Source organism: Hymenobacter sp. DG25A, assembly GCF_001280305.1.
Taxonomy (GTDB): Bacteria; Bacteroidota; Bacteroidia; order Cytophagales; family Hymenobacteraceae; genus Hymenobacter.
This window is the reverse complement of record NZ_CP012623.1, coordinates 2,468,205-2,489,384: the sequence shown is the minus strand read 5'-3', so window position 1 is coordinate 2,489,384 and position 21,180 is coordinate 2,468,205. Positions and strand designations below refer to the sequence as shown.

Below are 21,180 nucleotides of genomic sequence, written 5' to 3'. Positions count from 1 at the left end.
GACCAGGTGCCGTATCTATTCTTCAGTTCTCGCCTTACCGGTGTATACCCTTCTACTGCCTGCTGTTCCACCATCCCTGCCTCTTGCGCAGCCCACCCAGGCTTCCGCCGATGCCGAGCTGGTAGCACAACTGCAGCGGGGCAGTGAGGCGGCGTTTCGCACCTTGGTGGAACGGTACCAAAACCGTATTTACCGCACGGCACTGGCCCTGCTACGGTCACCGGAAGAGGCGGAAGATGTGGCGCAGGAAGTCTTTGTGGAAGTTCACCAAACCATTGCCCGGTTTCGGGGTGAGGCAGCGCTAAGCACCTGGCTCTACCGTTTGGCAACCTCGCGGGCCCTGAAAAACCGGCAGCGGGCCAGGGCGCAGAAGCGCTTTGCGTATTTCACCAGCTTGCTGGGGTTTGACAATCATGTGCTGTACGAGCCGCCTGACAATGAACACCCGCAGGCACAACTGGAAGGCCGGCAGCAGGTAGAGCTTTTGCTTGCACATATTGCCCGATTACCCGACCAGCAACAGGTGGCTTTTACGTTGCGCCATGAGCAGGAATTGAGCTACGAGGAAATAGCTGCCGTTCTCAATACCACCGTGCCTGCCGTAGAATCTTTGTTGTTCCGCGCCCGAAAAACGCTTCGCAACCATCTTCAACCTTCCCTCCGCCATGTCTGATTCAGCCGCTCGCCCAAATGCCGATGAAGAATGGGAAAATTTGCTGCGCCAATGGCGTGCCCAGCCAGCTCCCCAGCCCCGACCCTATTTTTATAGTCGGGTATGTGCCCGGCTTGTCAGCGAGGCAGATGGGGTGCGCCCGGCGGTACGGGCCTGGTTGCGCTGGCCCGCCTATGCTGCTATGCTGGGCATAGTGATGATGCTTAGCGGAGACGATATTACCCTGCATGCAGCAGACAGTGCCAACCGGTATGAGGCCCACCTTATCGGTAAATAACACCTCATTACCGGCAAGCTACCGGCGAAGGAAAGTAGTTTGTAAAGCTGTAAGCCGATTGTCTGAGTACCTTTGAATTATTCTCATCTTCCCGTAACCATACTACCTATGCTTGCTTACATCACCTGGGATGTTTCGCCCATCATTGCCCAGTTGGGGCCGCTTACCCTACGCTGGTACGGCGTGCTGTTCGCGCTGGGCTTCGTGCTGGGCTCGTTTATCCTCACGCACATTTACCGTACTGAGCGGGTTTCAGCGCAATGGGTTGATATTATCACGCTGTACATGATTATCGGTACGGTGGTGGGGGCGCGCCTGGGCCACGTGTTTTTCTACGATTGGGCCGCGTATAAGCAGCATCCCTGGGAAATTCTGAAGATCTGGCACGGCGGCCTGGCCAGCCATGGCGCCACTATTGGCATTCTGCTGGCCTTATGGCTTTTCAGCCGCCGGTATAAGTTTGATTACCTGTGGGTGCTGGACCGGATTGTGATTGTAGTGGCCGTAGGTGGGGCCTGCATCCGGCTGGGTAACCTGATGAACTCGGAAATTGTGGGCCGCGCTACCAATGTGCCGTGGGCATTCATTTTCCCGCGCGATGCCGAGCACACCACCGTGCCGCGCCACCCCACTCAGATTTATGAATCTCTGTTCTGCGTATTCTTGCTGGTGCTGCTGTACTGGCTGTGGAGCAAGTACAAGGAGCGCACCCCTCGTGGCCTGCTCTTCGGCCTGTTTGTGGTGCTGCTCTTCACCTTCCGCTTCCTGGTGGAATTCCTGAAAGAGAATCAGGTTGACTTTGAAAACAACCTGCAGTTCAACATGGGCCAGCTGCTGAGTATTCCGCTGATTTTGCTGGGTGTGTATGTGCTACTGCGCGCCGGCAAATGGCCCAACAACCCCTATGGCTACGCCGTGCGGGATTTAAGCGAGGAAGAAGCCAATAAGGCAGCGGTTAAAAAGGTCTAAGCCACAAATTCGATGGATTGAACCGAGCTCACCCTCCAAGTAAGTCCAACAAAAAAAGCCTCGCAGTTTGCGAGGCTTTTTTTGTTGAAAAGTAAGCGTCTACAAAATCCGTGGAATCCGGGTGAAATCCGACGAATCCGTGATTCTGGCTAGTAGCGGCGGTTTACGGCGTTGAGGTCTTCAAAAGCCGACTTCAGGCGGGCAATGAAGGTTTCTTCGCCCTTGCGCAGCCACACGCGGGGGTCGTAATATTTCTTGTTGGGCGAGTCCTCGCCGGTGGGGTTGCCAATCTGGCTCTGCAGGAAGCCTTCGTTTTTCTGGTAGTAAGCGCGGATACCATCCCAGAACGCCCACTGCAGGTCGGTGTCAATGTTCATCTTGATGGCGCCGTAGCTAATGGCTTCGCGGATTTCCTCCTGCGACGAGCCTGAGCCGCCGTGGAACACGAAGTTGATGGGGCGCTCATCCGTCAGGTTGTACTTTTCCTTCACGAAATCCTGCGAGTTTTTCAGGATAACGGGCTGCAGCTTCACGTTGCCGGGCTTGTACACGCCGTGCACGTTGCCAAAAGCAGCGGCAATGGTGAAGCGGGGGCTCACCTTGCTCAGCTCCTCGTAGGCATAGGCCACTTCCGAAGGCTGGGTGTAGAGCTTCGACGAATCCACGTCGGAGTTGTCTACGCCGTCTTCCTCGCCGCCGGTTACGCCCAGCTCAATTTCCAGCGTCATGCCAATTTTGGCCATGCGCTCCAGGTACTCTTTGCAGATTTCGATATTTTCCTCGATGGGCTCCTCCGAGAGGTCCAGCATGTGCGAGGAGTACAGCGGCTGGCCATACTGCGCAAAGTGCTTCTCGCCGGCTTCCAGCAAGCCATCAATCCAGGGTAGGAGCTTCTTGGCGGCGTGGTCGGTGTGCAGAATCACGGGTACGCCGTAGGCCTGGGCCATCAGGTGCACGTGCTGCGCGCCCGAAATGCCGCCGGCAATGCTGGCCTGCTGCTTGTCGTTGGCGAGGCCTTTGCCGGCGAAGAACTGGGCACCACCGTTAGAAAACTGAATGATAACCGGCGAGTTCAGGTCGCGGGCAGCTTCCAGCACGGCATTTACCGTGTCGGTGCCGGTTACGTTCACGGCGGGCAGCGCATAGCCGTTCGCCTTGGCGTGGTCGAAAAGCTGCTGCACTTCGTCGCCGTGCAGCACACCGGCGCGCAGGCCGGTAAGAGTGGTTTGGTCAGCCATAGAAGGGCATTGATTGCGCGGACGGTGAATTGCCGCGCCGCGCAAGTGAGGGTTTGATCCGGTGAAGGTAGCAAAGAAACAGGGCCCATCCGAACCTTGCCGGTCACGGGACTCCAGGCGTTCCGGGCGGTCAGTAGTTCAGATGGGCCCTGTCAGGCCGGTTATCGGCAGTTAGGGCATCTTATACTGATAGAGGCTGCCTTGCTCTGAGCTGATGAGCAGGGTTTGATCATCGGTAAACAAGACGCCTTCAGTCTGGCCGGCGCCGGTGAGGGCAATGCGGCGGGGCTTGGCCTTCAACAGGCTGCTCATAGAGGCACCACTGAACACAAACATCTGCTCACTGCCCATCAGTACCAGGTGGCGGCCATCGGGGCTGATGCTGGCATCCGTTACTTCATCCGGAATGCTGAGACTGGCAATGCGGCGGGCGGTGTAGGTGCCGGGCTTATCGGGCACGGTGTATACTTTGCTGGTGGCCTTGCTGCCCCGGTCGCGGGTGAACAGGTAGATCTGCCCATTGTGCCATACAGAGGCCTCGCAGTCAAAATTGCGCGCTTTCTTTTTGGGTGGGAATTCCTGCTGATCGGGATACGTGAAGTGGATTTCACCTACCGTAGCAGGCTGGGCCGGGTTTACCCGGTAAATGGTCAGGTCGCGTCGGTTGTTGTCATTGTTGCCGGCGTCCGTCACAAACAGGGTGCCGTCTGAGCTGTGCGTGATGCTTTCCCAGTCCTCGTTCGTGGCACTTAGGCGCACTTCATCCAGCAGTTTTCCATCCCCGTCTATTTTATAGATAATGGGTGGGTTGCCCTGGTCGCCCATGGTATAATAGGTACCCGGCTGACCCATGGCCAGGCCTGAGCTTTCCTTTACCCCCTCCAACTGGCCCAGGCGCTTCAGTCCCGGCACGGCATCGGCGGTAAGGCGGTTTTCCAGCGACTCTTTCTTGTGTTTCTTACCGGAAGAACCTTTGGGCTCATCGGCCGACTTTTCGCTCTGGGCCTGCGAGCAGCTGCCGAAAAGCAGCATGGCGGCCAGAGAATAACTAAACAAAATGCGCATTAGGCGAAATATCAGCGTGAAAAAAGCCCCTACCAGTGGGTAGAGGCATATGCGGCTATACGCAAAGCGGCGCCTTTAGGGTACCGGGTCGTAGCCGTGGCCGCCCCAGGGGTGGCAGCGGCCAATGCGGCGCAGGGCCATCCAACCGCCCCGCCAGGGCCCATGCTTTTGCAGGGCATGCGTAGCGTAGGCCGAGCAGGTAGGTGTGTAGCGGCAACTGGCCGGCGTGAGCGGGGATATCAGGTGACGATACACCCAGACCAGGCCCAGAAAAAGGAATCGGAAAAGAGAATTCATGACAGACAACAACTCCGGCAGCCGATGGATTAGACGGCTCAGCCATGCAAATGAAAGCCTTTTATGGAAGTTTGGGTTCCCAACGGCAGTTGACCTGTCCGGCTCGCAGCTGAATTCAAAAGCCCGTTCTCGCACGATAACGGGCTTTGTTTTAGAAGGCGGAATATAAAAGGCTAGGTTCTGGGCACCTCCGGATACCGGGCATGCTGAACGTAGTACGATCTTAGTTTAGGCTGCCCCGACAGGCTATTGGTCAGCTTATTTACCATCTGCTGATAGACGCCACTGGTCTCGTACGCATCGGCTTCTATTTTGCTGTTCCACATGGTACAGGAAATATGCTCATCGGTCTCTACAATAGGTTCCAGTAGCATAATATCAAGGCACCCCTGCTGCGCCCGAACGATGGGCACAATCTCCTCGGCATAAACCTTCTTGGCTCCCTCAATCTGGTCGGGGGCAAAACTCATGCTGGTCAGACGAACAAACATACCGTAAGCTCCCGGCTGATTCAGGGTGCGGGTTCAGGTGCAGCACTCATACTCCGGAGAGAAGCATAATGTATATTTTTTCCGTAAAAAAGCCTATAAATCACCTGTTTTTATACTAGCAGTATGTTGCCCATATTGAAAATGGAGAGGCAGTTCCCTCCTTGGACATACGCCGGATGCTGTTGCTAACTACACCGGCACCAACGCTCGTCGAAAATATCTAATTGCCCGCTTGTAGAAGCCTAAATAGCCCACTACCTTTCGAGTATGGGAAAACTCTACCTGCTAGTAAGTTGGCTTTTTTTGATATCACAGTGTTGTTTAGCGCAGGGAAATGGCCCCGGGTTGCACGGCGCCCGGGCTGCGGGAATGGGCAATGCGGCCGTTACGCTTTCTGATGTTTGGGCCGTAGGCAACAACGTGGCCGGCCTCTCGCAACTGACGCGCCCCGAGGTGGGCGTGTATGCGGAAAACCGGTTTCTGATTAGCTCGCTCAACACCGTGGGGTTGGCAGTAGCCTCGCCCCTGGGCCGCCTTACCGGCGAGGAGCCCCGTTACGGCGTAGTGGGGCTGGAGCTGCAGCGCTTCGGCGATAAACTGTACAATGAGCAGCGTGTGGGCTTGGGCTATGCCTACCGCACCGGCGTGATGAGCGTAGGCGTGCGCGCCGATGTATTGCAGGTAGCCATTGAAGGGCTGGGCAGCCGCCGGGCCGTAGCGGCTTCGGTGGGCGCGCAGGCTGAGCTGATTCCCCGCAAGCTGGTGTTTGGCGCTTACCTCTACAACCTCAACCAGGCCCATCTGGCGGAGTACGAAGACGAGCGGGTGCCTACCGTGCTGAAAGCCGGCCTCTCGTATCGGCCCACCGAGAAAGTAATGTTGAATGCCGAAGTTGAAAAAGACGTGGACCATGCCGCCGACTTCCGCGCGGGTATAGAATACCAGGCGCTGGAAGCACTGGCGCTGCGCGTAGGCGTATTGGGTGTATCGGAGCAGGTAACGGGCGGGGCAGGTTTTCATGCCGGCCGTTTCCGTATTGATTATGCCGGCGCCTGGCATTCCTCGCTGGGGTTGAGTCAGCATATTTCGGCCGGTTTCCGGCTGGAGGCTAAATAAGTGCGCCGAACCATGAAAATGATTCAACCCTTACGCGGCCTGGCCGCCGGCGCCGGTGTAGCCGCCCTACTGCTGCTTATGAGTAGCCGGGCGCAGGCCCAGGAATACGTGCGCCCGCCCGCCGACCTCGACCGCCTCGTGCAGGAACTCTTTGCCGAGCCCCAGAGCGACGACGTACCCTACGAGGACCTGTATGAAACCCTGCTGCAGTACTACCAAACGCCGCTGAACCTGAATACGGCCAGCGCCGAAGAGCTACGGTCCCTGCTGTTGTTGCGCGAGCAGCAGATAGCCTCCCTGCTGGAGCACCGCAAGCAGTACGGCTCGCTGCTCAGCATCTATGAGTTGCAAAGCATTCCGGAGTTCGATTTGCGCACCATCTACCGCGTATCGCCCTTTGTTACGGTGGTAAATGCTAACCCCAACGCGGCGCGGGGCCCGCTGTGGCAGCGGGTGTATAAGGAAGACAACAATGCGTTGTTTCTCCGCTACGAGCGGGTGCTGCAGGACCGCAAAGGCTATGCCGAGCCCACAACCAGCAGCACCGGTACCCCATCCTCGCGCTACCTGGGCTCCCCGGATAAGCTTATGCTGCGCTACCGCGTCAGCCACACCCGCGACTTCAGCTTTGGCTTCACGGCCGAAAAAGATGCTGGCGAGCAGTTGGCCTGGGACCCCAGCAGACGCCGCTACGGCCCCGACTTCCTGTCGGCGCACATGCTGCTGCAGGAGCGCGGCCGCCTGAAAACCCTGGCCCTAGGCGACTACCAGTTGCAGTTTGGGCAGGGGCTGGTGCTTTCCTCGGGCCTGCAGGTAGGCAAGGGGGCCGAAACCATTACCACTATCCGGCGCAGCAGCCTGGGTGTGCGGGCCTATTCCTCGGTGCTGGAAAGCACGTTTTACCGCGGGGCGGCCGCTACGGCCTCGCTTACCAAGCAAATTCAGGCTACCGGTTTTCTGTCCCGCAAGCGGGTAGATGCCAACGTGCAGCAGGCTAAGGATTCGCTGGCTGATTTTGATGAGTTTTCGTCGGGTATTGTGCTCACGGGCTTTCACCGCACGGCTTCTGAGCTGGCTAACCGCAAGGAGCTGCAGGAAACCATTGGCGGCGGCAACATCGGCTACCAAAGCACCGATGGCAGCCTGACCGTGGGACTGACGGCAGTGAACACCCATTACGACAAAGCCATTCAGAAGCGCGACGAGCCCTATAACGCGTATGAGTTTCAGGGCAAAAGCAACACAATAGTAGGGGCGCACTACGGCTACGCCCGCGGCAACTGGAACGTGTTCGGCGAAACCGCCCGCTCTTCCAGTGGCGGCATTGGCACGGTAAACGGGCTGCTGGCCAGCCTGGCTTCCAACGTAGATGCCTCCATTCTATACCGCTACTATGCCCGCGACTTCCACACGTTCTATGGGCTGGCGCTGAGCGAGAATACCCGCAACATCAACGAAAGCGGCCTGTATCTGGGCCTGAAAGTGCGGCCTATTGCCCGCTGGGAGCTATCGGCGTACTACGACCAGTTCAGCTTCCCCTGGCTGAAATATCGGGTAGGCGCACCCTCGCACGGCAACGACTGGCTGCTGCGCCTCACGTTTCAGCCCACCAAAACCAGCACGCTTTACGCCCAGTTTCGCGCCCGCACCAAGCCCTACGACACCGATAGCGACGCCAACCGCCTGACCCCCGATCCGGAGCCGACCGTACGCCACAGCCTGCTGGCCTATTTCAACACCGAAGTTACCCCATCCTTCAGCCTGCGCACCCGCGTGCAGGGCAGCCGCTACCGCGAAGGCACCGGCCCCACCAGCACCGGCTTTTTGCTGGCGCAGGATGCCTCCGTGGCCATTGGCCGACCGCTTCGCCTGAGTGCCCGCTACGCCCTCTTCGATACCGACAACTTTGATACGCGGCAGTATGCCTTTGAACAGGATGTACTTTACGCGTTTTCCGTGCCCGGCCTGAGCGGCAGAGGTACCCGTATGTATCTGTTGGCGGAGGTGCGCATGAATCGCCACCTCACCCTCTGGATACGCTTCGCTACCACCCGCTACCGCGACGTGGAAACCGTCGGCTCCGGCCTGGAGGAAATCCAAGGCTCTGAGCGCTCCGAGGTGAAAGCCCAGCTCCGGTATCGGCTTTAAAACGCAGAATTAGACCGTATTCCTTATAGCAAAAAGCTCTTCCTCACAACTGAGGAAGAGCTTTTTGCTGTTGAAGGGGTCTTTGCTAGAGCTTTAGCAGGCGTAGCGTAGTGGTTTTTCCATCGGGGGCCTGCACCTGCACGAAATACAGGCCGGCGGTAAGCTGGGGCAGGTGAAAAGGGAATAGCAAAGGGTTGGCAGTTTTGCTGAGGCGGGTGGCATATACTTGCCGGCCCAGGGCATCCCTTATATGCACCTGCAACGTTCCGGCCCAGGTATTTTCCAGCTGCAGGTAAAAGTCGCCCGGCGCAGGGTTGGGAAAAAGCGCCGCCCCGGCCAGCGGATCTGTGGTAGAAAGGGGATTGGTACCGGAGCCCTGCACCGTGCAGAGCTCCAGCGTCCAGGCTAGCAGGGCGTTGCCTTCTTGTGCCTGCGGGGCTTGGATGGTCAGGGTCCAGTCGCCCTGGGCGGGCTGGCCCTGCAGGCGCGCGAGCAGGGTGCTGGGCCGTACCGTTTGCCCGGTATTCAAGGGGCAGTTGATGGCACTGGTGGCTTGGTCATCGAAGCTGGCGTGCAGGTTGGCGCTACCGGGGCAGGGGGCCTCCGTGAGCAGCACTGTGCGGCCGGAAGGAGCGGTTAGCTCCACGGTCAGGTCGCCCAGGTTTGGGTACGAAATCCGCAGGTCGCGCACGTTCACATCAGCAATCAGCTCATCGGTAGAAACCCGGATAACGGAGGTAATGCTGGCGGCCCCGGTGGCCGGCATCGGCTTGGGCACATCCAGGCTGGCATAACTGACACAAGCCATAGTGCCGGTTTTAAAAGAAGCTACCGCAGAATAAGGCCCGGGGCCGCACTCGGTACCCACCCCGCGCACGCGCCAGTAGTAGGTAGTTTGCTCCGCGAGCGGATTTTGGGGCACGTAGGCCGTATCAGGCAGGCTAAGGCTGAGTTCGGGATTGGTGAACTCCGGATTATTGGCCACCTGCAGCTCGTAGCTCTGCGCCCGCGGCACCCCGGACCAGGCAAACAGGGGCAAGGTGCCCTGCGGGCTGGTGCGCGGCGTGCGCAAAGTGGGGGCCGCCGTTACTGCCTGCCGCACGGAGAAGCGCAGCACATATACCCGCTTTTGCGTGCCGCTGGTCGCTTCAATGGTAACCGAATAGTTGCCCGATTCCAGCGTGAGGGGCGTGTTCAGCGTAACAACACTTGTGCCGGGAGTGGTGAGCTGCGCAGGATAGAAGGATACCGTAACGCCAGGCGGCAGTTGCGTAGCGGCCAGATTAACGGTCCCACTGAAGCCATTAAGCGGACTCACCGTCAGGCTGGCCTGCCCGGTGGTGCCGGGGCACAGGTATAGCTCGGTAGGGGCGTTTTCAGTTTGGCTGAGGGAAAACGTGGGGCCGCTGGGTACCTGAATGGTCAGGCTCTCATCGGATATATCGAAATACACATTACCAACGGCCTCTACTTTAATGCGGGCGGTAGTAGTGGCTTTGGTAGCGGCGGGCAGGGTAATGGTTTGCTGGCCATCATTGGGCGTGTTGGCGGCCAGTACCACCGGAAAGGTCTGCCCGCCGTCTGTAGAAAGCCGGATGTTGACGGTAGTAGTCAGAATGGGGGCCAGATTGGTGTTGGCTACATCCCAGCGGATGAACTGTGGCGAGCCCGCCAGCCACACCTGCGCGCCCGAGGGCTCGGTTATTTTAAACGGCCCGGCCGTACCAATCACCGGAATGGTCACTGTATCCGTTGCAATACCACCCCCGCTGGCGCGGTTGTCGCGCACCGTAAGCCGGAAGACCAGTTGTCGCTCGTAGGAGGGAAGCAACTCGCCAATAGTATGCTGATTGGCCAGGATGTCGGGTAGGCGGGGAAACGTACGGGCCGGGCTGCTAGTAGGCAAAAACGACCGGAAAATAGGTGCGTCGCCGCTGGGCAGGTCCGGGAAGCCATCCTGCCCCAGGTTAAACTGTTCCCAGCTGTAGGTCAGCGCGTCCCCATCCGGATCAGTGCCGGCCCCGGTGAGCGTAAAAGGAGTATTCACCGGAATGAGGTAGCGGATGCCGGCATTGGCCGTGGGGGCGTGGTTGCCGGTGCTGGTTACGGAGGCGCAGGAATTGCCGGTTCCCTGTGAGGTGTAGGCGATAATTTCCTCCAGGCTGATGGTGTGGAAATAAGGGTCGCTGTTGGGCTGCAGGTTTTGCGGGGCACAAATCCCGGCATACGCCATAATGGTACTGCCGCTGCCGGGCTCGTAGGCCGTTTGCGCTTCGCGGTTTGCGCCGCTGCAGTTGCCGGTATTGCCATTGAAGGTATGGTTGGCCCCAAACTGATGCCCGATTTCGTGGGCTACAAAATCAACATCGAAGGCGTCGCCGGTGGGGGTAGAAAGGCCGGTGATACCCTTGGCCTTGTCGCCATTCAGGCATACCACGCCCAGCAGGGCCAGCCCGCCGCCATTGGTAGTGAAAAGATGTCCTACATCATAGTTGGCTTCGCCGATGCGCTGATCAATGGTGCGTTGGTTGGTGTTGAGCGTGTTGTCGTCGACTTGGTTGGTGTAGGGGTCAGTGGCCGGGTTGAGGTAGATAATGGAGTCTTCCTTCGGGACCAACGTCAGCCGAATAGCCAGCTCCCGCTCATAAATGCCCGAAACCCGGTTAATGGAGGTAACAATGGCCGCCAGAGCCCCGGCCCGGGTGCCCCCGTTGGCCTGCGTGTATTCGCCCGTACAGGCCACCGCCAGTTGGTAGGTGCGGAGCTTCTCACCCGAGGTAAGCCATTTTGGGCGGCCACGCATCTGGGTAGCCGCCAGCGCCGGCGCCGTAACATAGCAGACCGTAGGCTGCCCGGGAAGGGCGGTGCGGTCGAATACCAAATGGGCGGCAGAGCCCGGTCCTGCCGGATCGATATAGGTAGTACCGGCCAGGGATAAAATCTGCGCATGAAATCCCGCCGGCGTCAGGTCCAGGCGGGCGGTGGCCGTCACATCATCCAGCCCCTGCCCTGTGTAGGTAGCAATTTCCGGGTAGCGGGCCGCCAGCGCCGATGGCAGCACCGGCACGGCTGCAATCCGAAAACGGCCCGAAGTACCATCCGGCAGCGGCAGGGAAATAACCACGTCGGCCCCGCCGCGTGCCCTGGCTATGCCAGCCGTAGGTGCCGGGCGTAGGGCTTGCTGAAGATTGATAAGCTGAAAAGCTACCGCCCGGTAGCGGCCCAGCCCTTTGGCAACGGGGTGCTGCCTGGCTGCCTGAGACAGGGGCGCATCGGCCCACAGCACCTGCTGGGCCAGGGACAGCGGCGGCATCACGCAGCCCAGCCCCAGCAGGAGCGCACAAAGAAGCGCCCGCGCAAAACCAAGTGGAGCGGAGCAGGCAACGGAAAACGTCATAAACGGGGCACCATCAAGCAAAAAGGACTTTAAAGTACGTAATCAGCCGCAACACCCGCCATCATAATAGACAAGCGGCCCGCTTCCTGCATAGGAAGCGGGCCGCCGGTAAGCCAGTATTATGGCTGGAACTCAAACGTCCGTCTTCAACAAAACCAACGCTGATTTGTCGGCTTTGCTGATTTTACGCCGGAACTCCAGGTAAGCCGGATACTCGGCTTTGGGATAACGGCCGCGGTTAAGCTGCAGGCGGCGAGTGTATTGTATGGTACCATCGGGCAGGGCCTGCGTTTGGGCCGAATAGGAGCCGTAACGGGAGGTGAACTGCACGGGCGCCGGCATGGTTTCGGGCTGCAGGCCTTTGGGCATGCGCAGGTGCACCGTATCGACATCCACAAACGCAAAGCTTTGCCACATGTCCGTTTGCCGCTCCCCGAGCAGGGGTTCCGGCGCCGCCGACTGATTGAGCAGGTTAGGAACCACAAATACTCGCTTGCCGGTGATAGTGGCATAGCGGGGCAAGGTCAGCTCCAGGGTTTCTACCATGGCCGGCAGCGGAGCTGCCGGTGCTGCCGCCAAGTTGTAGCGGCTGATGGTAAAGCTGGGAATGCCAATGCTGCCGTAAGCCCGTTTCTTCTGGTCCTCGGGTGTCAGGTTGTGCATGTAGGTGGCCAGATCATCCTGCTGCAACGCGGCGCTGCGGGTGCGTACGGTGGCTTTGGCGTTGCCCTGCTCATCCAGCTGCACCACGGCCCGGCGAAACTGGGTGTTGTCGGTGGCCTGGTACACGGGGGTGCGCACCAGGCGGCCGCCCTCCGGCGTGAGCAGCAGCACGTGGCGGCCTGCTGTGAAGTCGCCCAGATAGTTGAAGGGCGCCGTCTGGCTGGTGCACTCCAGCCACACCGTATCGCGCCGTCCGGCCTGGGCCAGGGGCACACATAGAATCATATGATTGAACTGGTTGCTGGGGAAGTCCGTCTGAATATCGGGCTGGTCGGCGCCCGCCAGGGCGCAGTAGGAGGGCACGCCTGCCGCCTGCAGCAGCGCCATACCGTAGTTGGACAGGCCTTTGCAGTCGCCGTAACCCCGGGTAGCTACCTCCGTAGCTGGTGCTGACTGCCAGCCGCCAATACCCAGCTGCACGGAAATATACCGGGTACTGCTCTGCAGGTATTCGTATACCTGGCGGGTACGCTCCCGCACATCGGGCACGCGCTGGGCCAGCTCTTTCATGCGGGCAGTTACGGATTCCGGCAGCACGTTGCGGCCTTCGTTTAGCTTGTATTCCCATTTGCCCAGGCCTTCCCAAGTAGATAAGTCGCCGGCATGGCCCTGCACTTCAAACTGGGAAGGGGCTGTGTAAACGGCAGGCAGCAACTCCCGCGCGGGCAGGCTGTAGGCTTCCAACTCCAGTGCTGGCAGGTTCGCTACGCTCCACTCGTGCACCGTCTGGTTTCCCACCGTCTGATGTTTGATTTGCACATGGGCCGGCAGGTTAAGCTCGCGGTAACGCAGGGCCGGCAGCGAAACGGGCATCAGGACCTGAAAATGGGATTGTTCTACTCCCAGATGCGTGCTTAGCAGCGGCCGCCACACCGGGTAGAACAGCGTGTTGGTGGTAATATATTCCTCCTCAAACTCTACCGTGTAAGGATAGCTGCCTTGCTGCAACTGCGCTACCCGTGCCCGGTTATCATCCGAAAGGTTAGCGCCGCCGGACAGGCTGACGTCCTTAATATCAGCTGAGCGCAACGTGCGCAGCACCTTGCCATTAGCATCATAAGCCGTGCCGCGTAGGTAGTTGACGGTAGTGAACCGGTCGTAGTTTACTACATCCGTAGCATAATCGTCTCCCTGTTCATCCAGCACCGTAATAGCAAACCGCAGGGTATTCACCGCCTGCTTCGCTGATTTTACCGTGAAGGTATGCTCATACAGACGTATCACGGCGTGCGCATTTTCCCGTAGGGCAGCCGGCATAGCGGCCACCGGGTAGCGCAGGTTTGGCCCGGCTGAGGCAGCACTGGAAACGGCCAGCATGCCAAGCAAAAGAAAGAGGTGCCGCATATCAGGATTTCTTTTTAAGCACGATCTGCTCGGCATGCTTGGCCACAATATGATTGTAGAACTCCCGCAAATGGGCATATTCCTCGGCTGAGTACGAAGGCTTGCTGAAAGTAATGCGGCTGACTACTTGCAGGCCGGCGGGGCCAGGCGTAACGCTGTACTGAAAACGACCACCATTATCAGGCAGACTCACCATCACACTTTTGGGTAGCTCCTCTACTTCGTAGCCGGCCGGCAGTGTAAATGTGAGCATCTGGGTTTCTTCGTGGGCGGCGCCAAAGTCAACCGGAAAAAGACGGTTTTCCAGCAGGAAGGGGTTTCGGTTTTCTCCGAAATAACGCATGGGGTTGAGGTAGATGGTAGAGGAGGCTGTTTCGCCACCGGCCACTTTTACTTCCATATCCAGCGCCAACGGCTTGCTTAGCATGTCTTTCTGCTGGAACGTGTACTTCGATATTTCCCATCCATCCTGGTGCTTCAGGTAGTTATTCTCCACATATTTCTTCTCTCCGTCTTTGTGCAGCTTGGTGCGGGCCTGCAGGGCCTGATAGCCACTATGCTCATCATGCACTTTGCCGGTAAGGCCGCCGCGCTCATCCAGGGTCAGCTGGGCCATTTGAAAATGCACGTAGCGTTGAGAAGAAGTAACCCCGATCCAGCGACCTTGATCCGCCTTGTCGGGAATCAGGCGGCCCATTGTATTCAAGCAGCGCTCCGGCAGCATGCCCACGGCAGCCAGGGGCTCGGTGGCATCCAGCAGAAGCTCTTTGTTCTCAGGCAGTGCTACGTGCGCCAGCACATAGTTAAATCGGTTAACTATGGGTACATTTTCATCTACGCGACCATGGTCTCGGGTACTGAGAATAACGGGGGTAGTAGTCAGGCCTGCATCGCGCAGTAAACCAATCAGCAGCAGGTTTACATCGGCTGAGCTGCCGCGGTGCTGCTCAAAGGCCTTGCGGATGCCGTTGTTGCTGGTAAGCTGGTCGTTACCATCAAAGCCAATGCTCTGTTTTGCGAGGCTAACGATGGCGGCGGCCCGTTCGGCAAGGTCAGGGTATTTGGCTACAATGGCTGCTACTTCGGCTTTCAGAAAGCCAGTGCGGTTTAGCTGCAGCCCGAAGTTCTCGTTGCCCATTAGTTCATTGCCCACGCTTACCCACGTGCCCAACTTTACTTCGTATGGCTGCTCGGGCATTTTGGTGCCGGCCAGCTCAAAATCGATGCGGGCTACATAGTCCTGTCGGGTCGTCATGTACGGCTCGTCGCGGAAGGCGGGCACGTTTTTCATAGCCCACCGGTGATTGGTCACCTGGGGCGTGAGGGTAGCCGAGCCGCCTGACTCCCGGCCACCACGTGCCCCAGGCGTAATCTCACTGGACCAGCGAATATTCAGCTGCCCCGTAGACATAGGATGTTCACTCACCTCCAGAGGCTCGTAGCCCTGCATCAGCATCTTGTAGTCAAAATACTCCGGAATGTTGGCGCGGTACTCGCTCCAGCGCACGGGAATAGTATGTTGGAACTCCCAATCCTGGAAGTTGTACACGAAATCAGAGGAAACCGTGTAGGCGTATTCAATCACGGAGCCTTCCTTCACATTGGGCAGGGTGAATTTGCGGGCCGAATGATTGACATCTACCTGCTCAGTAAAAATGCCGGTTGATTCAAGCTTTTCCTTGACAATTTCCCCGTTTACCATATTATAGGTCATACCCTTCAGGGAGGTGACCTTCTCTTCACCCGAGTTTTTCTTGTACAGCGGAATGCGCACGGTAGCCCAGTCGTAGCCTGATTTTTTCAGGATTTTGATGCGGGTAATCCGGTCGAATACTACCCGGAAGCCTTCCTGCTGGTAATCAATCCGGGAACGGCCGAAATCACACAGAATAACAGCTTCGGAGCCACTGTCCGCCACAAAGTTTTTGGCGTCGAAGTCCTTGGGGTCCAGCTTGCCAAACTTAATAGGATCGGCCTGAGCTTGAGCTTGAGAAAGACCGGCTAGGACCAAGCCAGCTGTCAGGCCACAGGATAAGAGTACGCGTGATATCATAGGGAGAGAATAAGGAGAAGATTATCCGGAAAAGGCAGTTAAAAAAGTGGCTATGGCTGCGTGCCGGGCGCTTTGCTGAGTACCAGGGGCTCGGCGTGCTTGGCCGCTACCCGGTCGTACAGCTCCCGCAATGCACTGTATTCAGCGGCTGGGTACTGGGTTTTGAGCAGGCTTAGCCGGCTGGCTATGGTAATGGTATTGCCCTGTTGCTGGCAGGAATAGTGAAACTGGCCGCCCCCATTGGGTAGGGTAAGCGCCTGGGATTTAGGTAGCTCCACCACGGTGTAGCCCTTAGGCAGAGTCATAGTGATGAGGTGTACCCCGTCGTGGCCCATGCCGAAATCCACCGGGAAATAGCGGCTATCAGCCCGGAGCGGGTTGCTCGTCAGGCCGAAATGTTTCATCGGAGTAAGGTAGATTGTGCCTGCTGCCCCGCCTTCGCCTCTGGGAATCTGAATGGCCATGTCCAGCGCCAGGGGCTTGCTGACATCGGCGACGGCTGGCAGCACCGGAGCGGGGCCTGAGGTTTCCTCGCCAAGCTGCTGGCGGACAGTGCGGACCAGGTCGGCAGTGCCGGCGGTACGGGCTTCCAAACCCGCATAGCCGCTCCACTCCCAGTGGCCCTTGCCATGCAGGGCGCCATCGGGGGCCAGGGTAATGCTGGCATTGCTGTAGGTGGAGTGCCGTTGAACAGGCGATAAAGAAACCCAGCGGCTTTGGGCCGGTATATCCGTAATCAGGCGGCCTTGTCCGTTCAGACACCGCACCGGGAGCATGCCAACCGGCAACAGCGGATCGGTGGCATCTAGCAGGTACTCTTTCCCATCGGACAGGCGCATGTGCGCTACCACGTAGTTGAAGTGATTGAGAACCGGCATATCCAGCAGTACCTGCCCATGCGAGCGGGTACTGAGAATCAGGGGAGTAGCATTAAGACCCGCCTCACGCAGTGCCTGTACCAATAGCAGGTTTACAGCCGCCGAATTGCCCTGACCCTTTTGTACTGCCTGTTTCAGAGTGCCTTCGGTATATATCCGCTCCTGACCATTGTACTTTACTGCCTGCTGCACTTGGGCTAGCACGGCAGCAGCGCGGGCCAATGCCTCAGGGTAGCGGGCCGGCAACTCGGCCATAGCGGGTGCCAAAGGGGTAGCACGATGCAGGTCCTGGCCAAAATGCTCCTGCTTCAATAAATCCTCAGTAATCTTTTCCCAGGTATTTGCTACGTCCTGCGGGGGTTGATTGTAATACTGAATTACGGCCAGCTCAAACTCAATAGAAGAAAAATAATCCCGGGTCGTGGTGATGAAAGGCTCCTCGTTCAAAGCAGGAACATTTTGCATAACCCACCGGCTGCTTAGCGCATTGTTGGAAATAGTGGTTTCCTGCTTTGGAGCCACTGAATTCACACTATAAGAGATTTGCGTGCTATAGGGTACTACTTTCTCCTCTTGAACTGCGAAGGGCAGGTAGCCACGAGTTATCTGCTTATAGCGGAAGTAAGCCGGAATTAAGGTGCGGTATTCACTCCAGCGCACGGGTATGGTATGCTGAAACTGCCAGTCCTGTAGATTGAAGAGAAAGTCCGAACTTACCGTGTAGGTAAACTCAATTATGGAGCCTTCCTTCACATTCGGCAGCGTGAACCGACAGCTGTTATGCTCCTTATCTACCTTGTCCTGGAAGATGCTCTCTGAGCCCATTTTGGTGGCAATGAGTTTACCGCCTTCCAGATTATAGGTGGTGCCTTTCAACGTTTTAATGCGTTCCGTGCGCTCATCATGATGATACAGGGGCACCTCCACGGTAGCCCAGTCATACCCGGCTTTGCGACGAATCAGGATGCGGGTAGTGCGTTCAAAGTTTAGGCGAAAACCATCGTCGCCCCCAACTACTTTTGACACGCCAAAATCACAAAGCACCACTGCCGGGGCGGCAGAATCGGCCGCTAGCGGCGTGAAATCAGCTACGCTGACTTTGCCAAACTTAATAGGATCTGCCTGGGCTAGTGCCTGGCTCGCAAAGCCGCAACAAACTACGGCCAGCAACAGCATGCGCTGCCTGATTCGTAAAGTATTCAACACAAGTAATAGAGATTAAGAGAGTGATATAGCAGCCTTCTAGGGCACATATTATTCCGGCTAACCAATTTGCCGGTGCATATGGGATATGCTTAATCAAATGTACAGAATTCAGGTAGTTGTATTATACCCTGAGGTGCCAGGTGTTAAAAATAATTTCTTGAAACCTAAACAAAAACGTATTTATACCGTAGGGCGCGCCCTCACTCCAACAAACAGGTAAATCAGGGCCACCAGCGTGAGCCCGGCACTTACCCCGTGCACGTAGGGTAGATGGGCGGCTACGTTGCCATAAAGCCAGCCGGCCAGCAGAGCGCCCATGCCAATGCCGGCTTCCAGCGCAATGTACATGGTGGCTACGGCCCGGCCGCGCCGCTCGGGGTGGCTCAGATCTATAGTCCAGGCGTACAGGGTAGGGGAGTTTACGCCGGCGGCCAACCCAAAGAGCACCGCGGCTAGCAGAAAGGTAACCAGGGAATGGGCCCCGGCCAGCACCAGCAGCGCCACCAACATGAGGGCCGTGGAAGCACGCAGCACCGGCACCCGCCCGTAGCGGTCGGAAGCGCGGCCGGCCACCAGCCGCACCACCAGCGAGGCCAGCGTGTAGCAGGTGAAAAACAAGCCTTTGTTGCTGGTGCCCATGAGCTGACTCTGGTCGGGCACTACTGTGAGAATGACGCCGTAGGGGAACAGGCACAGCAGCGTAACCAGGGAAGGGGCCAGCACGCGGGGCTCTAGTATCTCCCGCCAGTTTAACCGGAGCAGGCCCCAGCTAAACCGCTCCCGCTGATCCTGGGGCAAAGTTTCCGTTAGGGTGCCCTGTACCAGCAAGGATAGCAGCGCCGCCCCGGAGGAACAGTAGAACATGGTGTTCAGCGAAAACCATTGTGTGAGCAGACTGCCCAGCGCCGGCCCGGCCGCCATGCCCAGGGAGCCGGCCACGCCCAGCAGGCCCATCGCTTCGCCGCGCCGGTTGAGCGGGACAATATCCGCTATGAAGGCGGCCGTGCCGGTAGGCTTGAAGCCGGTACTGAAGCCATGGATCAGCCGTAGAAACAGGAAGCCTGCCACCGTAGTGGCCCAGGGGTAAAAGAAGCCGCAGACAAAGCAAACCAGTGAGCCGAACACCATCACCGGAATGCGGCCCACTGTATCAGCCAGCTTACCGCTAAAGGGTCTGGAAAGCCCCGCCGTGAGGGTGAACAGCGCAATAATAAAGCCCTTGTAGTCAGCGCCGCCCATCCGGGTAAGGTGGTCGGGCAGCTCGGGCACGAGCATGTTAAAGCTCAGGAAAAACAGAAACGACGATAGAGCCATCAGCCAGAAGCCGATGGTATAGACGCGGGAGGAGCTAACAGGAAGCGGCATTGCCGTAAAGGTAGGCACCACAGCTAGTACCCCGGCAGTACCAAAAGCGCACTATATCCGGCTGCCTTAATAAAGATCAAAATTTTATAGGCGGTATTATAAACAGGCTGCCTTTAGGAATGGTATTTTAGATTAGCAATCATCATTTTACGATACGAGTTATGGATAAAAAGCCAAAAAATACCGCTGGCGGCAACGGCAACGGCCACACGCCCGCCGATGGTACCGGAACGGGCGTAACGGGTGCGGGTTCCTCGCAGGACCGGCGCACGGCCCCGGGCGAAACCGGCCAGACGCTGACCACCCGCCAGGGCCACCCCCTCACCAATAACCAAAACCTGCGTACCGTAGGCAACCGCGGCCCGGCCACGCTGGAAAACTATCAGTTCCTGGAAAAAATCAGCCACTTCGACCGGGAGCGGGTGCCGGAGCGCGTGGTGCACGCCCGTGGCGCCGGGGCCCACGGCGTGTTCGAAGCTTATGGCAAAGTAGGCAACGAGCCCATTGCGAAATACACCCGCGCCAAGCTGTTCAACACTAAAGGCAAGCAGACGCCTGTTTTCGTGCGATTCAGCACCGTGGGCCACGGTGGCCACTCCCCGGAAACCCTGCGCGACCCCCGCGGCTTTGCCGTGAAGTTTTACACCGAAGATGGCAACTGGGACCTGGTAGGCAACAACCTGAAGGTGTTCTTCATCCGCGACGCCATGAAGTTCCCGGACCTGATTCACTCCCAGAAGCCCGACCCGGTGACCAACCGCCAGAGCGGGGAACGGATTTTCGACTTCATCTGCAACACGCCGGAGGCCATGCACATGGTGTCGTTCCTGTTCTCGCCCTGGGGCATTCCGGCCAACTACCGGCAAATGCAGGGCTCCGGCGTAAACACTTATAAATGGGTGAATGCCCAGGGCGAGGCAGTGCTGGTGAAATACCACTGGGAGCCGCTGCAGGGCATCAAAAACCTGACCCAGGCCGAGGCCGAAGCCATTCAGGCCAAGAACTTCAACCACGCCACCCAGGACCTATTCGACCACATCAAAGCCGGAAAATTCCCGGAGTGGGAGCTGTGTGTGCAGATTATGAGTGATGATGAGCACCCGGAGCTGGACTTCGACCCGCTGGATGATACCAAAATCTGGCCCCAGGAGCAGTTTCCTTTCCTGCCCGTGGGCAAGATGACGCTGAACCGCAACCCCGAAAACTACTTTGCCGAGGTAGAGCAGGCCGCGTTCGGGACCGGGGTTCTGGTGGATGGCCTCGACTTCTCCGACGACAAGATGCTGCAGGGCCGCACGTTCTCCTACTCCGACACGCAGCGCTACCGCGTGGGCACCAACTATCTGCAGCTGCCCATCAACGCGCCCAAAAAGCACGTGGCCACCAACCAGCGCGACGGCCAGATGGCCTACCACGTGGACTCCGCGCCCGGCCAGAACCTGCACATCAACTACGAGCCCAGCAGCTTGAACGGTCTCAAGGAAGCGCCTCGCACCGCCCCTGACCACATGCCCGAGTACAAAGGCCGCCTGATTCGGGAAACCATCGACCGGCAGAATAACTTCAAGCAGGCCGGCGAGCGGTACCGTCTGCACGAAGACTGGGAGCGGGACGACCTCATCAATAACATGGTGGGCGCCCTAGCCGATGCCAATCAGAAAGTGCAGGACAAGATGATTGAGCTCTGCACCAACTGCGACCCGGACTGGGGCCGGCGCGTGGCCGAAGGCATCCGCACTGCCCGGCAGCACCAGGCCGGCGCCACACAGGCTAATGAAAGCAAAAGCGCTCAGGCTGTAGAGCAGGCCGAAGCTACCGCCCACGAAGCCAAACCGTACTAACTCACGCTTCGATAGGGTATGCCGCCCGGCAGGGGTTACGAAATCAGCAGGAACCATCCGGTGTTCTGGTGGTTGTAGCACCTGCCGGGCGGTAGTACG

At 58.2% G+C, this 21,180-nt stretch carries 15 protein-coding genes; 6 read left to right on the top strand and 9 right to left on the bottom strand.

The window, feature by feature from the left end:
• The first annotated feature begins 40 nt into the window (after nucleotides 1-40).
• The 3 genes from AM218_RS10630 (at nucleotide 41) to lgt (ending at nucleotide 1,919) form a co-directional block, all read left to right on the top strand.
• On the top strand, nucleotides 41-673 hold the full coding sequence (locus AM218_RS10630) for an RNA polymerase sigma factor (RefSeq protein WP_082318184.1): 633 nt from the start codon (nucleotides 41-43) through the stop codon (nucleotides 671-673).
• Nucleotides 666-950, top strand: coding sequence for a hypothetical protein (locus AM218_RS16810; RefSeq protein WP_157547629.1), 285 nt, complete (start codon nucleotides 666-668; stop codon nucleotides 948-950). Before AM218_RS10630 ends, AM218_RS16810 begins: the two co-directional genes overlap by 8 nt.
• A gap of 108 nt (nucleotides 951-1,058) precedes the next feature.
• The gene (gene lgt / locus AM218_RS10620) at nucleotides 1,059-1,919 is read left to right on the top strand and encodes a prolipoprotein diacylglyceryl transferase (RefSeq protein WP_054413843.1); all 861 of its coding nucleotides are present in this window, start codon (nucleotides 1,059-1,061) and stop codon (nucleotides 1,917-1,919) included.
• A gap of 149 nt (nucleotides 1,920-2,068) precedes the next feature.
• On the opposite strand, the gene fbaA is transcribed toward lgt, so the two are convergent.
• The 4 genes from fbaA to AM218_RS10600 form a co-directional block, all read right to left on the bottom strand.
• Entirely contained in the window at nucleotides 2,069-3,157 is a 1,089-nt protein-coding gene (fbaA, locus tag AM218_RS10615; RefSeq protein ID WP_054413842.1) for a class II fructose-bisphosphate aldolase, read from the bottom strand.
• 171 nt (nucleotides 3,158-3,328) lie between these two features.
• Nucleotides 3,329-4,222, bottom strand: a complete 894-nt coding sequence (locus tag AM218_RS10610) for an SdiA-regulated/phytase-like domain-containing protein (RefSeq protein ID WP_054413841.1) — start codon at nucleotides 4,220-4,222, stop codon at nucleotides 3,329-3,331.
• Between the two features lie 75 nt (nucleotides 4,223-4,297).
• Nucleotides 4,298-4,519, bottom strand: a complete 222-nt coding sequence (gene yidD, locus AM218_RS10605; protein WP_054413840.1) for a membrane protein insertion efficiency factor YidD — start codon at nucleotides 4,517-4,519, stop codon at nucleotides 4,298-4,300.
• 173 nt (nucleotides 4,520-4,692) lie between these two features.
• Nucleotides 4,693-5,010, bottom strand: coding sequence for an antibiotic biosynthesis monooxygenase family protein (locus AM218_RS10600; RefSeq protein WP_054413839.1), 318 nt, complete (start codon nucleotides 5,008-5,010; stop codon nucleotides 4,693-4,695).
• Nucleotides 5,011-5,379: 369 nt separating this feature from the next.
• Between AM218_RS10600 and AM218_RS10595 the strand changes: the two genes are divergently transcribed.
• The gene (locus tag AM218_RS10595; protein ID WP_054413838.1) at nucleotides 5,380-6,126 is read left to right on the top strand and encodes a hypothetical protein; all 747 of its coding nucleotides are present in this window, start codon (nucleotides 5,380-5,382) and stop codon (nucleotides 6,124-6,126) included.
• 18 nt (nucleotides 6,127-6,144) lie between these two features.
• The gene (locus AM218_RS10590; protein ID WP_054415507.1) at nucleotides 6,145-8,274 is read left to right on the top strand and encodes a helix-hairpin-helix domain-containing protein; all 2,130 of its coding nucleotides are present in this window, start codon (nucleotides 6,145-6,147) and stop codon (nucleotides 8,272-8,274) included.
• Nucleotides 8,275-8,359: 85 nt separating this feature from the next.
• Here AM218_RS10590 and AM218_RS10585 read toward each other — a convergent pair whose 3' ends face one another.
• The 5 genes from AM218_RS10585 to AM218_RS10565 all read right to left on the bottom strand — a co-directional run bounded on the left by AM218_RS10585 (nucleotide 8,360) and on the right by AM218_RS10565 (nucleotide 19,240).
• A complete protein-coding gene (locus AM218_RS10585; protein ID WP_157547627.1) occupies nucleotides 8,360-11,671 on the bottom strand; it encodes a reprolysin-like metallopeptidase in 3,312 nt (1,103 codons plus the stop codon).
• 132 nt (nucleotides 11,672-11,803) lie between these two features.
• Nucleotides 11,804-13,711 (bottom strand): DUF3858 domain-containing protein, encoded by a 1,908-nt coding sequence (locus tag AM218_RS10580; protein WP_197273949.1) that lies wholly within the window; start codon nucleotides 13,709-13,711, stop codon nucleotides 11,804-11,806.
• A gap of 28 nt (nucleotides 13,712-13,739) precedes the next feature.
• Nucleotides 13,740-15,791: a DUF3858 domain-containing protein gene (locus tag AM218_RS10575; protein ID WP_082318181.1), complete on the bottom strand. Its 2,052-nt coding sequence runs from the start codon at nucleotides 15,789-15,791 to the stop codon at nucleotides 13,740-13,742.
• Between the two features lie 50 nt (nucleotides 15,792-15,841).
• Entirely contained in the window at nucleotides 15,842-17,875 is a 2,034-nt protein-coding gene (locus AM218_RS10570; RefSeq protein WP_197273948.1) for a DUF3858 domain-containing protein, read from the bottom strand.
• Between the two features lie 180 nt (nucleotides 17,876-18,055).
• A complete protein-coding gene (locus AM218_RS10565) occupies nucleotides 18,056-19,240 on the bottom strand; it encodes an MFS transporter (protein ID WP_054413833.1) in 1,185 nt (394 codons plus the stop codon).
• Nucleotides 19,241-19,401: 161 nt separating this feature from the next.
• Here AM218_RS10565 and AM218_RS10560 point away from each other — a divergent pair, with 161 nt between their 5' ends.
• Complete coding sequence (locus tag AM218_RS10560; protein WP_054413832.1) at nucleotides 19,402-21,081, top strand: catalase; 1,680 nt, start codon at nucleotides 19,402-19,404, stop codon at nucleotides 21,079-21,081.
• Nucleotides 21,082-21,180: the final 99 nt, after the last annotated feature.